Raw genomic sequence first — 15,072 nt, 5'->3', positions numbered from 1 at the left:
GCTGATGAAATCAGCGTTGTAGAGCCCACTCAACCACTGCGTCTTGCTCGACAATCCAAAAACAATTAAGAGGCTAGGACTTTTGTCCCAGCCTCATTTTTTTATAACACTCTCGTTTTATCAGCGTTTAGACCATGTTTTAGGCAGGAAGAGCAGAATCATTGGATAGATTTCAAGCCGTCCGGCAATCATGGCTAAGGAAAGTAACAGTTTTGAAATCGGACTAAAGATGGAGAAGGTTTGACCCGTACCAATCATAGGTCCAATATTGTTGAAACAACTAAAGACAGCACTGACAACCGTCATGAAGTTATTGTTGTCTAGACTCACTACAAAGAGTAAGCCGATCGTAATAAAACTGTATATTGTAAAGTACTTGAGGATCTGATGTTGGGTATCCTTATCGAGTACCGTATCGTTGACATGCAAGGTCAAAACGCGATTTGGAGACAAGGTCGAAAGAACCTGATTTTTTGCGATTCGCCACAAGGTCAAGCACCGAATGACTTTTAACCCCCCAGCGGTCGAGCCAGCAGACCCACCGATGACCATCAGCATTAAGAGGATGAACTGAGAAAAGAGAGGCCATTTTTCCGTCGTTCCATAACCAAAACCGGTGGTGGTGATGATATTGGACACTTGGAAGAAGGAAATCTCAAAGCTCTTCGCAACATTAGCATAGAGATGAAGGCAATTGTAGGCAATCAATACGCTAGATAGGATTACAATAGTGATGTAGGTCCGCAATTCCTCATCTTTAAAGAAGGCCTTGAATTTTCGGATCATAAGGAAGTAGTAGAGGTTAAAGTTAACCCCAAAGACCAAGACCCCGATACTGACCAAATAGGTAATTAGACTACTGTTGTAGTGAGCGATTCCATCGTTAAAGACGGTAAAGCCCCCAGTACCAGCCGTCCCCATGGCGATGACGAAACTATCATACAGGGGCATGCCAGCAAGGAAATAAAGAATCACAAAGAGGAAGAACAAACCCAAGTACAAGAAGTAGAGGATTTGAGCCGTGTTTTTTAATTTGGAAACGACCTTGCCAAAAACTGGACCAGGAACCTCTGCCTTCATGACTTCAAGGTGGCTGTTCTTGTTATTGTCCATAATCGCAAGGGCAAAGACCAATACTCCCATCCCCCCTATCAAGTGGGTAAAACTACGCCAAAAGAGGAGAGAGTGGCTGAGGACACCCACATCGTCTAAAATCGTTGCCCCTGTTGTTGTAAAGCCGGAGCTGACTTCAAAGAAGGCATCGATAATGTTTGGAATTTGGCCCGAAAAGACAAAGGGAAGGGCACCAAAGAAGGACCATAGGATCCAACAAAGTGCTACAATCAGGACTCCTTCCTTAGCATAGATGTGAAAATCCTTAGGTTTGTGAAAACTACCAAGGAGGCCAAACGCAAGTAGGATGGCCATGGTTGCTCCAATGGAGACAAAGACCTTGGCAGGTTCCCGATAGATTGCAGCGACCACTAGGGGAACGATTAGGAGACCTGCCTCGATTAAGAGGAGTTTGGATAAGAGGTAACGAATCATGCTTCTATTCATCAGGCTTACCTCTCAAGTAGATCGTAGATTTTAGTGACATTTTGAATCAAGGTGGTCACGATAATCCGATCCCCTACCATCAAACGGTCATCCCCATTCGGGAAAATAGCCTTGCCGTTTCGAATAATGGCAGCGATCAAAACGCCCTTCTTCAATTTCAATTCAGAGAGGGGATATTGGGTTAGTTTGTTGTCTTCCTTAATTTGAAACTGCAAGGTTTCAATCCGGCCGTTTGCGACATGGTGCAAGGCTTCTAGGTTTGAGAACTGTGCATTGTAGCGCCCGCGAATAAAGTGCATAATGGTGTCTACAGCGATGCGTTTTGGAGTGACAATACTGGTCATATCCTGATCGCCAATGATCTCCAACAGACTGGTTCGGTTGACTTTGGTAATGTTCTTTTTGACTCCGACAGAATCCAAGAACATGGAGGTGATGATGTTTTCTTCATCGACCCCTGTCAAAGTAGCCACAGCATCAAAATTATTGGCACTCTCTTCTAAAAGAATGTCTTTAGCGGTTCCGTCTCCATGGACGACATAGAGGTCAGGGAATTCTTGGCTAAAGAATTCAGCTCGTTCGCGATTGACCTCGATGACCTTGAGATCGATTTTGCGACGCACATCCTGGAGAATATTGAGCAGATAGTAGGCAATTTTTCCAGCACCAATCATCATCATGCTCTTAATGACTTGAGGTCGGACATTGTTGTGGAAGAGAACGATCTCGATCCTATTTCCTGTCACGAAAATCTTGTCTTGGGGCTGTAAAACAAAGTCTCCATTTGGAATCGTGAGTTCATTGCCACGCTCGATCGCACAAACAATGACATTTCCGTATTTCTTTCGGAATTGGGATAGGCTCATATCGCAGAGATTGCTATCTGGCTTGATCTTAAATTCCATCAAGGCAACACGGCCGTTTGCAAAATGCTCCACAGAAAGGGCATTTGGGAAGTCAATGATATTAGCAATATAACGAGCTGTCAGCAATTCAGGATTGACAACCAGGGAGAAGCCCAAGATATTTTTTTCCTTGAAGTAGGAATTGGAATATTCCGGATTCCGCACCCGAACGATGGTTTCTTTGGCTCCCATTTTTTTAGCTAAAACAGCAGAAACCATATTCACTTCGTCGTACTCGGTCATGGAAATGAAGATATCGCAGTCTTCAACATCTGCTTGCTCCAAGACCTTGAAGTTTGCGCCATTTCCTAAAATCCCAATGATATCAAACCGTTTGGTAATATGGTTAAGAACGGATTCGTCTTTTTCGATCAAAATAACATCGTGGTTTTCAGCAACGAGAGAACGACAAAGGGCCGTTCCGACCTTTCCTCCACCAACAACAATAATTTTCATAGATTACCTCCAGAGTATGCTTCTATCATACTCTATTTTCAAGAAAAATTCATCTATTTTAAGGACTTTCTGGAGGAATCTTACCAAGCTAAGAACAAGTGGGAAAAATTGTCAAAATAGAAGAATGAGGAGGGATCGAAAACTTTGATAAAGTTTCTTAAAAAAATCTAAAAAAACTATTGACAGGAGCTTCAAAAGTGATATACTTAAAAAGTACCTTCGTTGATTTACCTCAAACCTGTTGTGAGTTAAGTTAATGAAGCTGTAACCACGCTGTTTGCTGAGCTTGACTCCGGGCAGTGTGGCTATTTTTTTATCAGAAAGAGATCGAGTATGAATATTGAAGAACTGGACTACCAAGAGTCAGCAGCTCAAAACCACATCGTCTTGTTCCAACCTCAGATTCCACAAAATACGGGCAATATTGCACGGACCTGTGCGGCAACCAATTCTCCCTTACATATTATTCGTCCCATGGCTTTTCCGATCGATGATCGCAAGATGAAGCGAGCAGGACTCGATTACTGGGACAAGCTGGATGTCCGTTTCTATGATAGCTTAGAAGAGTTTATGGAAGCAGCGCGTGACGGTCAGGTGCACTTGGTGTCTAAGTTTGCAAATCAGACTTATTCGGACGTTTCTTATCAGGATGGGAAATCCCATTATTTCTTGTTTGGACGCGAGGACAAAGGATTGCCGGAAGATTTTATGCGCCAGCACGAAGAGAAGGCCATTCGCATTCCGATGAATGATGAGCATGTCCGTAGTTTAAATGTCTCCAATACCGTCTGCATGATTGTCTATGAGGCACTCCGCCAGCAAGGTTTTAAGGGGCTGGAGTTGAGCCATCGTTATGAGCACGACAAGCTCAAATAGCCGATAAAAACCAAACATCCGAACGACGTCATCCATGACGTTACAAAAACTTGCCTAGGCAAGTTTTTTTTGTTATCATGAAAAGGTCTTCAGGGCAGGGTGAGATTCCCGACCGGCGGTGACTTTTACTAGGAAATGTTCTTTTCCTTTTATACTTTGTTGCCAAGCTTTGCTTAACGAGAAGTTATGCCTACAGCTTGTCGTATCGTTTAAAAGAAAAATCTCCATCTCCATATTCTAAAAGAAGTCCGCGAGCGCAAGCTGATGTGGTGTGACTCCACAACCGACAGTATAGTCTGGATGGGAGAAGACGAGAGACGAATAGACTGACAGCTATTCTGATCTGTTTAGAGCTGATGCATAGGAATAAGACGTTAGGTGCTATGATTGACTAGCGGTATTTTCAATGGGGACCAGCTAAAGTGACTAGAATGTTCTCTAGTTTAAGCTTTGTTTAAATAGTTTAGAGTAGAATGATGGGGTAGACGTCTTTCCAGCTTCTCTAATTTTTAAAAAATTGGAGGAACCTGTTATGACAAATACACGTAAACTGACCCTAGTGGCTGTTTTATCCGCATTATCTTTTATTTTGATGTTCTATCAATTTTCTTTCTTGATAGATTTCTTCAAAATTGATTTGAGTATCATCGCCATTTTGTTGGCTTTGGTCTTGTTGGATTTTAAAAGTGCTGTTTGGGTGACCTTGATCCGATCTGTTCTTAAATTAGCTCTTAATAATAAGGGGCTTGAGACCTTGATCGGACTACCAATCAATATCATTGGAGTTCTTGTTTTTGTCCTTGCTTTTGCATGGATTTGGAACAAGGAACGGACCCATGGCCGATTTGTCCTGGCTACGATTATTGGAACGATCAGCTTGAGTATCACGATGGTATTGGTGAATTATGTCTATGCAATCCCTTTGTATGCTCGTTTTATGAACTATGATATTTCGAAAACACTAGGGCTTGTCCACTATTTAGCTGCAATGGTTGCACCGTTTAACCTGATCGAAGGAGTGATTTGGGCCATCGCATTTGGTTTGATCTACACTCTTTTGCAACCGATTTTGAAAAAATATGAAAAATAAACAACAACATTGGGCGAAGGCAAGCTTCGCCCTTCTCATTTTTGTCATTCTCGGGTATATGATTCGTTTTTACCCGCAACAATTAACTGGTTTTGATAGCGCGATTCAATCTACTATTCGAGGCGATCTGCCTGCACCACTGACGGCTTTCTTTACCAAGGTGACCCACGTCATGGATACCAAGATCATTGTCATCTGGGTGGGCCTTCTGCTAGCGGTCTTTGCCTATAAGAAATGGTACAGTGAAGCTCTTTTTCTTGGGAGCAATCTGGTATTGACTGGTCTTTTGGTTCTTCTTCTAAAGAATATCTATCAGAGACCGAGACCAAGTATTCTTCATCTTGTAGAGGAAAAGGGCTTTTCTTTCCCGAGTGGTCATTCACTGGCGTCTACCCTTGTTTTGGGAAGTTTGATCATCATAATCGGCCAACATGTAAAACATAAAACAGCCCGCTATTGTCTTCAAGGCTTGCTGGTTATGGGAATTGTGACCATTGTGGTCTCCCGTATTTATGTCGGGGTCCACTATCCATCAGACGTTCTCGGCAGTATGATTTTGGGCCTTGCTGTCTTGCAATTTGAGTACCCCTTGTACGATCGCTTGCGGTTTCAATGGCGCTTTACAGGGAAGCAAAAATAACTAACAACTAGGAGTTGGACTCGTGTTTTGAGTTCGACTCTTTTTTTGCTATAATGAAAAGTATGAAATCCTACAATACCTTGAATGATTATTATCGAACCTTATTTGGAGAAAAGACCTTTAAAGTCCCTATTGATGCAGGCTTTGATTGTCCCAATAGAGACGGAACAGTCGCCCACGGTGGCTGTACTTTTTGTACGGTCTCGGGTTCAGGAGATGCCATTGTGGCCCCAGAAGCTCCGATTCGAGAACAATTTTACAAAGAGATTGACTTTATGCATCGGAAATGGCCGGATGTGAAGAAGTATCTGGTCTATTTTCAAAATTTCACCAATACCCACGATAAGGTGGACGTCATTCGAGAGCGTTATGAGCAGGCCATCAATGAACCAGGAGTAGTAGGAATCAACATCGGTACGCGTCCGGATTGTTTACCAGATGATACCTTGGCCTATCTAGCAGAGCTGACCGATCGCATGCATGTGACGATTGAGTTGGGGCTTCAGACGACTTATGAAGCGACGTCTCAATTAATCAATCGGGCCCATAGTTATGACCTCTATGTTGAAACAGTCAAGCGGATTCGCAAACAGGTGCCGAAGGCTGAGATCGTGTCCCATTTGATCAATGGCCTTCCGGGGGAAACGCATGAGATGATGGTAGAAAATGTTCGCCGTTGTGTGACCGATAATGAAATTGATGGGATCAAGTTGCATCTCTTGCATTTGATGACCAATACACGGATGCAACGAGACTATCATGAAGGACGACTCCAACTCATGAGCCAGGAAGAATATGTCAAGGTCATCTGTGACCAGTTAGAAATTATCCCCAAACATATCGTCATCCACCGGATTACAGGAGACGCACCACGGGATATGTTGATTGGCCCTATGTGGAGCCTCAACAAATGGGAAGTCTTAAACGCTATTGAAACTGAAATGCGTCGTCGTGGAAGTACTCAAGGATGTAAGCTAGAAGAAAAGGAGAGTGCCAATGCTTCGACCACTTGAAATGGCCCATCAATTTTTAGCAGAAGTCATCACCAAAGAAGATGTCGTGGTAGATGCCACCATGGGAAATGGACATGATACGGCCTTTTTAGCCAAACTAGCAGGCCAGGTCTATGCCTTTGATATTCAAGAACAGGCCCTTGTAAATACCCAAGAAAGATTGGAAAAGTTGGGGCTTCAGCATGTTCAGTTGATTTTAGATGGCCACCAGCATGTGGACCAATATGTGGAGACCCTCAAAGCAGCTATTTTTAATCTAGGTTATCTGCCATCTGCGGATAAATCGGTCATTACTCTTCCGGCTACTACTATTGAAGCGATGGAAAAAATCTGTGCTCGCCTAGAAAAAGGTGGGCGAATGGCTTTGATGATCTATTATGGTCATGAGGGAGGAGACATCGAGCGTGATGCAGTGCTGGACTTTGTCAGCCAGCTCCCACAAAAAGAATATACAGCGACCATCTACCGGACACTGAATCAAGTGAACCAACCACCGTTTTTGGTCATGATTGAAAAATTAGAAAGCTATCGTCATGGATAAAGAATATTTAAAAAATAAAATTGAAGGATTGAGACACCATTTTGTCGAATCAACCATTCACGAGCGTGCAATCGGTTTTTATGATGAAGCCCATATGACCAAAAAGATGCTCAAAATTAAAAAGAAATTGGTTGCGCTTGAGATGGAGCGGTGCCAAAAGAAGATTGAGCACAAGGATGTAACCAAGACAGACCAAAAGATTGCGGAGTTAAAACAGCAATTTGAGACTTGCTGCCAAGAACGCTAGGGAGGGAGGAAGATGGAATTACTCCTTTATGCAGTGATCTTCTCGATGATCTTGATCGTCTCAAATGTCACCAACAAGCTTGTGCCGAGCCTTCCTCTGCCTTTGATTCAAATCTTACTAGGGATCGTTTGGGCCATCTTTGTCCCAGAAGAAAATTTTCATCTAGATACAGAGCTCTTTCTGGCCTTGGTCATTGGCCCTCTCTTATTTCGAGAGGCAGAAGAAGCAGATATTACTTCTGTCTTAAAGCACTGGCGCATTATTCTTTATTTGATTTTTCCAGTGATTTTTATCTCAACCATTAGTTTGGGGTGGGCAGCTCACTCCTTGTGGCTGAGCCTTCCTTTAGCAGCCTGTATGGCCGTAGGGGCAGCTCTAGGTCCAACAGACTTAGTAGCCTTTGCTTCCCTGTCTGAGCGCTTTACCTTTCCAAAGCGGGTTTCGAATATCTTAAAAGGAGAAGGGTTACTAAATGATGCCTCAGGTCTAGTTGCCTTTCGAGTGGCCTTGGCAGCCCTTGCGACCGGGAGTTTCTCTCTTGGAGAGGCAGGGATTTCCTTAGGAATCTCCATTATTGGAGGATTTGCGGTGGGGATCTTGACGGCCTTTGTGAACCGTTGGCTGCAAACATTACTCTTGAGTGTTCGCGCTAGTGATATTGCCAGTGAATTGTTATTAGAATTGAGTCTCCCGTTATTGACTTTTTTCTTAGCAGAAGAACTCCATGTCTCTGGTATCATCGCTGTGGTCGTGTCAGGGATCTTAAAAGCCAGTCGCTTTAAGCACATTACCCTTCTTGAAGCCCGGGTGGATACTGTGAGCCATACCGTCTGGAATACGGTCAACTTTATCTTAAATGGGTCGGTCTTTGTGATTTTGGGAATGGAACTAGAAATGATCGCCAAGCCCATCTTAAGTAGCCCCATTTACAACAATCTTCTTTTAGTTGTTTCTGTCTTTCTTTTGACAACCTTGCTCTTTTTAATTCGTTTTGTCATGGTTTACCTCTTTTATTGGTTCCGAACGGTTCGACTAAAAAAATCATTGAGAAATTATCTGAAAGATGCCTTATTGCTGACCTTTTCGGGTGTGAAGGGAACAGTTTCGATTGCGACGATTCTTTTGATTCCAACCAAAATCGAAAAAGAATACCCCGTCCTACTCTTTTTAGTGGCAGGAGTTACCCTTGTCAGCTTTATTGCTGGCTTAGTGGTACTTCCAAAATTATCAGAAGATAAGGAAGAAACCAATGACTACCTGATGCAGATCGCGATTTTAAATGATGTCGTCATGGAATTAGAAGCAGACCTAAAGAATAGTAAGCACAAGGGACCCTTGTATGCGGCGATTGATAACTATCATGGTCGGATTGAAAATTTGATTCTAAGTCAAGAAAATAAGCTCATTCAAAAGGACTGGGAACAGCTGAAGCTCTTGATTTTGAGTATTGAAAGTGACGGCTTGGAACAAGCCTACGAAGAAGGAAAGATGCGCGAGCGGGGCTACCGTGTCTACCAACGCTATCTTCGTAATATGGAGCAGCGGGTCAATCGCAACCTTTCGTCTCGTCTAACTTACTACCTCTTGGTTTCTTTCCGCATCTTGCGTTTGCTGGTCCATGAAATCCTAACATTAGGTTCTGGCTTTCGAACTTGGTGGAACCGAGAAGATAGAAAGTTAGAAGCCATTGATTATGACCAGATTGCGGCCCTTTATTTGGCCAATACGGAAATCATCATTGAAAGTTTGGAAGACCTCAAAGGGGTTTATCGGAGCAGTTTGATCTCTTACCTGCAAGAATCTCGTCTGAGAGAGACGGCCATTATTACTAGTGGAGCCTTTGTGGAGCGGGTTATTAACCGGGTAAAACCAAATAATATCGATGAAATGTTGAGAGGCTATTATTTGGAGCGTAAGATTATTTTTGAATACGAAGCGCAACACCTGATTACCGCCAAGCAAGCGCGTCGCATGCGTCAAAATGTCAATGAATTAGAAAGCTACTCCCTAAGAGAAAGTGCCAATACTCTTCCATACGATATGATCGAGTATGCACAAAATCGATAAGCGTAAAAGTGCTAAGATGAAAATCTTAGCACTTTCAGATTGAAGAAAAAGTCATATAAAAAACTTTCCTTAGGTGAGTACGGACGTTAGGTGAAATTATCCAGTGGATGATTTCAGCAATCCAAGAAGTTCCATGACTAATTATTGAGCCTAGGGCCTCAATAATTCCGAGTGCCTGAAACAATAACGTTTCAGGCACTTTTCTCACGGCGGAAAGTTTCGGTATTTTCTTGAATCGATTTAAAAATTGGAACTCATTTTTATTTTTTTGCAAAATCGCTTAACTTATTTTACTTTAAAGTAGTTTGTCTACATTCTAAAAGTGCTAAGATGAAAATCTTAGCACTTTTTGATTTATTCAGGGTCTTCTGTGTGTGCGATTTCTGGTTTGACAAAGAGTCGCTCGTCACCCAGATCAATAAGGGATACTGGTGCTTCGTAAAACTGGCTAAGTACATGAGGAGTTAGGATGTTTTCCTTTGGCCCTTCTTCGACCACTTGGCCATGTTTGAGCAGGAGCACATGGGTCATATCTTTTGTAATTTCTTCTGCATGGTGGGTGACGTAGATCATGGTTGGCGCGTGATCCAGTTGTTTGATATGATGGATCTGACGGAGGAGCTTTTCTCTGGCAAAGAGATCCAATCCACTTGAAGCTTCGTCAAAGATGATCAGATCTGGCTGGTCCATGAGGCTTCGTGCAATGAGGACCGTCTGCTTTTCTCCCTGGGAGAGCTCCCGGTATTTGCGGCCGATCAAAGAGCTAGCCCCAATCGAAGTCAGCATATCCCGTGCCCAGTTCAGTTCCTCCTCCCCGTATGCAGCATATAAAATACTACTCTTGTATTGACCAGTGAGGACAATTTGCTCGGTTAGGAGATGCTCTGGTAATCTTTCTGAAATAAAGGAGCTAACGATTCCAATACGCTTCCGTAATTCAGGAATTCCCCCTTCTCCAAAACGAGTCCCAAGGACGGTTATCTGACCGGAGCTAGCCCAGTATTCTGACATCAACAGTTTGAGGAGGGTTGATTTTCCTGCTCCATTGAGGCCTAAAATCGCCCAGCATTCATTTTCTTTCACCTGCCAGTTAACCTCTTTTAAAAGGGCTTTTCCATTGCGGATCAAATTGACGTCTTGTAGTTCAATCAAATTATTCATAACTTCATCCTTTTGATTAAAATCCCCTCTATTCTATCATAAAATATGGTAGAATAGAAAACAGGAGGTAAGGAATGTTTCGAAATAGTAAATTGTTATTCTGGACATGTGAAATTTTATTATTGACGGTGATTTTCTATATTTGGAAATCAATGGGGACTTTAATTTCTCCATTTGTCTCTGTTCTGAATACCATCCTCTTACCATTTTTAATTGCAGGTTTTTTATATTACATTACCAATCCGATTGTTGAATTGTTGGAAAAACACTTAAAAATCAAGCGTGTGTTTGGCATTTTGATCACCCTAGTACTCTTGTTTGGGATCATTGGCTTAGGGATCTTTTATCTGCTCCCCATCTTGATCAATCAGTTAACCAGCTTGATCAATTCGACTCAAGGGCTCTACTGGGAAGTCCAAAGTTTGGTTCGAAAACTCTCAACCAATCCTTTGTTCCAGAATGTAAATATCCAGTCGACGATTCAGCAGTTGAATCTCTCTTATATGGATATCCTACAAAATCTCTTGAATAGTGTGACCAACAGTTTAGGAAGTGTGGTTAACACCATTGTCAATACGGTCTTTATCTTAATCATGACCCCTGTCTTCTTGGTTTATTTCTTGATTGATGGCAAGAAGTTGTTGCCGATGTTAGAACGGACCATTTTACGCAATGACAAACTCCACATTTCAAGCCTCTTGGTTAGTTTGAATGAAACGGTCTCTCGCTATATTAGTGGTATTTCGATCGATGCTTTGATCATTGGAACACTAGCCTACATTGGCTATAGTTTTATTGGATTGAAGTATGCTTTGGTCTTTGCCATTTTTTCTGGGCTGGCCAACTTGATTCCCTATGTAGGACCAACCATCGGTTTGATTCCGATGATCATCACTTATGCTTTTACCGATATGGATATGATGATCAAAGCAGTCATTTACATGTTGATCATCCAGCAGATCGATGGCAATATTCTTTATCCGCGTATTGTTGGAGGCGTGATGAAGGTTCACCCGATTACCATTATGGTTCTCTTATTGCTCTCAAGTAATATCTACGGAATTATCGGGATGGTCGTCGCGATTCCAGTCTATTCGATTGGGAAAGAAATTGTAAAATTCTTGGTAAATCTTTATGATAACCACCGTGCTGCGAAGGAGCAGAAGAAAAAAGAAGAATTTGGAATCATTAATAAATCTTAGACTCTAGCGCCTATATGGGCCTTGGAGTCTTTTTTGTACATTTTTTTGAAAAAATACCGTAAAAAAGTCAACAAGTGTTATGAAATGTGTTAAAATATAAGTGATTTTGAAAGAAAATATGAAAAGGTAGGGAAAGATGAGACTCCTCTTATCCAAAAAACAGAGACGCCAATTGCAATTGTTGGAAATCTTGATTAAGGAAAAAAGATGGTTCCACTTGAAAGAGTTGGCCAAGCGTTTGGATTGTACAGAACGTTCATTAAAAGAAGATTTGTCTAATCTTCGTAGTACATTTGATGATTTTTTAATTGAATCCTCTACCAATGGGATCAAGATCAGTTATGAAGATTCGGTTGGTCTTGAGGTGATTTACCATCACTTTTTTAAAGAATCACAAGCCTTCGCCTTGATTGAATACCTCTTCTTCCACAAGGATGTTTCCAATGAATATATTTGCAGAAAGTTTGATCTGAGTTACCAGTCTTTCTACCGCTTGATTCGGACGATTAATCAGAAGCTTCAAACTAAATACAATGTAAAGATTGATTTGAAACCCTTGAATCTTGTCGGGGATGAAGTAGATGTTCGTTTCTTCTATGCCCAGTATTTTGCGGAACGTTATTACTATATGGAGTGGCCTTTCCCAGAATTTAAGGAAGAGGCCGTGACCGATTTGATCACCTTCTTCTTCAAGCTCTATGGCTATCCATTGACCTTCTCTGTCATTAAGTCTTACAAAGTTCTCTTGACAGTGTACTTATCACGTATTAAGCAAGGCTATTTCATCGACATTCCAACGACCTTTGAAGCCTATAAAGATCAATATCAAGGGGTGACCAATGTTGAGGAGATGTTGCGCTACTTTAGCTTGCAGTTGGGTGTCGAGTTAAATGAAAAAGTGCTGGAGCAGTTCTTCATCATCTTTATTCAAGAAAATTTCTATTTCAGCCCAGAAAGCTTGATTGAGGCCGCAGAAACAGATCCTTATGCAAAAGAATCCACTAGACTCATTAAAGATATGTTCAAAGATCTATGCTATACCTATGATTTAGATATCGAAAATCTTGATGAGATGTTGATGCACGTTCATAATACAGCTCACTTAGGTCGGAAGGAATTGTTCTCGGAGTTCCTCTTATTTGATACCAAGACCAATACCAACGAAGATTTTATGAGCATCTTCCCAGCCTTCTATGATGATTTGAGAGACCATATCATCACTTATATGAAGACCATGAAGCATAATCTGAATGAAGAAATTATCAAGCACATGATCTACACGGTCTACACTCACTGGGAACGTCTCTTACCACAATTATTGCGCCGCCGGAAGTCCATTAAGGTCTTGATTATCAGTCGTTTTGATGACCACCATGCTAAATCCATGATCGATTTTCTAGATTTCTACTGTACGGATAACTTTGAATTTACTCAGATGATCAAGTATAATCTAACAGTAGAGGATATCGAAGCTTCAGATGCAGATGTCGTGGTGGCCAACTTTATGATGCCGGAATTAAAGAAAAAACCTTTTATCTGTACAAGTAGTCTCTCATCGCTAGAGCTGGTTGAAAAACTCAATGCCTTCTTTTATGATTTTACCAGTGCAGAGCACTAAAATCAGGACCTGGTCCTGATTTTTTGATGGTGAAAAAAGAAAATGACATAGAAGAATGCAGGCTCTCATATTTTGTGGTATAATATACGATATTATATACTGGAGGAAAGTATCCATGGAAGACCCTGGCAGTCAGGAAATTTTACTGGAATTTATTTTATTGATTGTTTTGACATTATTGAACGCCTTTTTCTCGGCAACCGAAATGTCAATGGTATCGTTGAATCGTTCTCGTGTAGTGCAAAAGGCTGAAGAAGGAGATAAAAAATACATTCGTCTTCTTAGCGTTTTGGAACAGCCCAACCATTTTTTATCCACTATTCAGGTGGGGATCACCTTGATTACCATCTTATCTGGGGCGAGTCTTGCAGATAGCCTTGGTCATGTTATTGCTGGATGGATGGGCAATACTAAAACGGCTGTTGCAGCTGGAAGCTTTTTATCTCTAGCGTTTTTGACTTATATTTCGATCGTATTTGGGGAACTCTATCCGAAACGAATCGCTATGAACCTGAAAGATGAGTTAGCTGTTCGAACGGCTCCGATTGTCATTTTATTAGGAAAAATTGTTAGCCCCTTTGTTTGGTTGCTTTCAGCGTCGACCAACCTTTTGAGCCGTATCACGCCAATGGAATTCGATGATCCGGATGAAAAGATGACGCGGGATGAAATCGAGTATATGCTGACCAATAGTGAAGCAACACTAGATGCGGACGAGATTGAGATGCTCCAAGGGATCTTTTCATTAGATGAAATGGTAGCGCGTGAAGTCATGGTGCCACGGACAGATGCCTTCATGGTTGATATCAATGATGATACCAAAGAAATCATTGAAAGTATCCTTAAGCAAAACTTTTCACGGATTCCTGTCTATGATGATGACAAGGACAATGTCATCGGTCTCATCCATACCAAACGTCTCTTGAACGAAGGATTTATCAATGGCTTTGATAATATTGTCTTAAGAAAGATTTTACAAGAACCTTTGTTTGTTCCAGAGACCATTTTTGTGGATGATCTTTTGAAGGAATTGCGCAATACCCAAAATCAAATGGCCATTCTGCTTGATGAATATGGTGGGATGTCTGGTTTGGTTACTCTTGAAGACCTCTTGGAAGAAATCGTCGGTGAAATTGACGATGAGACTGACAAAGCAGAAATTGATGTCTTTGAAATTGCGGACAATACCTATGTCGTACAAGGAGCCATGTCACTAAATGACTTTAACGAATATTTTGATGTTGAGTTGCAAAGTGATGATGTGGATACCATTGCAGGGTATTATCTGACAGAGGTTGGGCGAATTCCAACCTTGAAAGAGCGACTCAGCTGTGAAGTCGATAGTCAAAAGAAACACCTCATTTTGACAAATGACAAAGTAAAAAATGGTCGTGTGACCAAGGTGAAAGTTGAAATTTCTGAAATCGTCGAGGAAGATGAAGAAACTAAATCAAAAGAAGATTAGAAAATAGAGGCCTGGATGTGTTCCAGCCTCTGTTTTTTTCTTGTCAGGACCGGTTGAATTTTCAAAAAATTTCAAAAATTTCTGAAATAGTCTTGACATCAAAAATAAATTACGGTAAGATAATACCCATAAATAAAGAAAGCAGAAAATAAACATGAAACAACAAGCCATTTCTATTCAAAAATTCTACTTTAGCTACTTTAGATAGTGTTTGTAGACATGATCTCATGG

General features: G+C 41.4%; 13 protein-coding genes and 1 riboswitch. Of the genes, 10 read left to right on the top strand and 3 right to left on the bottom strand.

The features are described from left to right. Positions 1 to 120 precede the first annotated feature (120 nt). A complete protein-coding gene (locus K1I56_RS07030) occupies positions 121 to 1,560 on the bottom strand; it encodes a TrkH family potassium uptake protein (RefSeq protein ID WP_021153700.1) in 1,440 nt (479 codons plus the stop codon). A gap of 5 nt (positions 1,561 to 1,565) precedes the next feature. After that, on the bottom strand, positions 1,566 to 2,921 hold the full coding sequence (gene trkA / locus K1I56_RS07025; RefSeq protein ID WP_013904011.1) for a Trk system potassium transporter TrkA: 1,356 nt from the start codon (positions 2,919 to 2,921) through the stop codon (positions 1,566 to 1,568). Between the two features lie 333 nt (positions 2,922 to 3,254). On the opposite strand from trkA, the gene trmL reads away from it, so the two are divergent. From trmL to K1I56_RS06990, 7 genes are all read left to right on the top strand, one after another. Further along, positions 3,255 to 3,797, top strand: a complete 543-nt coding sequence (gene trmL / locus K1I56_RS07020; protein ID WP_003008338.1) for a tRNA (uridine(34)/cytosine(34)/5-carboxymethylaminomethyluridine(34)-2'-O)-methyltransferase TrmL — start codon at positions 3,255 to 3,257, stop codon at positions 3,795 to 3,797. A gap of 81 nt (positions 3,798 to 3,878) precedes the next feature. Next, positions 3,879 to 4,113, top strand: a riboswitch (FMN riboswitch). 201 nt (positions 4,114 to 4,314) lie between these two features. After that, positions 4,315 to 4,887: an ECF transporter S component gene (locus K1I56_RS07015; RefSeq protein WP_480992729.1), complete on the top strand. Its 573-nt coding sequence runs from the start codon at positions 4,315 to 4,317 to the stop codon at positions 4,885 to 4,887. After that, a complete protein-coding gene (locus tag K1I56_RS07010; RefSeq protein WP_223325612.1) occupies positions 4,877 to 5,527 on the top strand; it encodes a phosphatase PAP2 family protein in 651 nt (216 codons plus the stop codon). The genes K1I56_RS07015 and K1I56_RS07010 overlap by 11 nt, the downstream gene beginning before the upstream one ends. 53 nt (positions 5,528 to 5,580) lie before the next feature. After that, positions 5,581 to 6,540 carry a tRNA modification radical SAM protein MnmL/YtqA gene (gene mnmL, locus K1I56_RS07005; protein WP_223325611.1) on the top strand — a complete coding sequence of 320 codons (960 nt, stop codon included), beginning with the start codon at positions 5,581 to 5,583 and terminating at the stop codon, positions 6,538 to 6,540. Beyond that, complete coding sequence (gene mnmM, locus K1I56_RS07000) at positions 6,524 to 7,081, top strand: tRNA 5-(aminomethyl)-2-thiouridylate-methyltransferase MnmM (RefSeq protein ID WP_013904006.1); 558 nt, start codon at positions 6,524 to 6,526, stop codon at positions 7,079 to 7,081. Before mnmL ends, mnmM begins: the two co-directional genes overlap by 17 nt. Then, positions 7,074 to 7,328 (top strand): hypothetical protein, encoded by a 255-nt coding sequence (locus K1I56_RS06995; protein ID WP_003005673.1) that lies wholly within the window; start codon positions 7,074 to 7,076, stop codon positions 7,326 to 7,328. The genes mnmM and K1I56_RS06995 overlap by 8 nt, the downstream gene beginning before the upstream one ends. 12 nt (positions 7,329 to 7,340) lie before the next feature. Next, positions 7,341 to 9,395, top strand: a complete 2,055-nt coding sequence (locus tag K1I56_RS06990) for a cation:proton antiporter (protein ID WP_223325610.1) — start codon at positions 7,341 to 7,343, stop codon at positions 9,393 to 9,395. 354 nt (positions 9,396 to 9,749) lie between these two features. Here the strand turns inward: K1I56_RS06990 and K1I56_RS06985 are convergent, their stop codons facing one another. After that, positions 9,750 to 10,556, bottom strand: coding sequence for an ABC transporter ATP-binding protein (locus K1I56_RS06985; RefSeq protein ID WP_223325609.1), 807 nt, complete (start codon positions 10,554 to 10,556; stop codon positions 9,750 to 9,752). Positions 10,557 to 10,630: 74 nt separating this feature from the next. Here K1I56_RS06985 and K1I56_RS06980 point away from each other — a divergent pair, with 74 nt between their 5' ends. From K1I56_RS06980 to K1I56_RS06970, 3 genes are all read left to right on the top strand, one after another. Next, positions 10,631 to 11,758 (top strand): AI-2E family transporter, encoded by a 1,128-nt coding sequence (locus K1I56_RS06980; protein ID WP_070449283.1) that lies wholly within the window; start codon positions 10,631 to 10,633, stop codon positions 11,756 to 11,758. A gap of 136 nt (positions 11,759 to 11,894) precedes the next feature. Further along, positions 11,895 to 13,376 carry an AcpB/EbpR/MafR family transcriptional regulator gene (locus K1I56_RS06975; protein WP_049516125.1) on the top strand — a complete coding sequence of 494 codons (1,482 nt, stop codon included), beginning with the start codon at positions 11,895 to 11,897 and terminating at the stop codon, positions 13,374 to 13,376. Between the two features lie 115 nt (positions 13,377 to 13,491). Then, entirely contained in the window at positions 13,492 to 14,841 is a 1,350-nt protein-coding gene (locus tag K1I56_RS06970; RefSeq protein ID WP_070449287.1) for a hemolysin family protein, read from the top strand. Positions 14,842 to 15,072: the final 231 nt, after the last annotated feature.

The sequence above is a fragment of the Streptococcus parasanguinis genome, assembly GCF_019929185.1.
In the GTDB taxonomy this organism is placed as follows: Bacteria; Bacillota; Bacilli; order Lactobacillales; family Streptococcaceae; genus Streptococcus; species Streptococcus parasanguinis_O.
The sequence above is the reverse complement of the archived record's forward strand: the minus strand, read 5'-3'. Positions and strand labels throughout refer to the sequence as shown.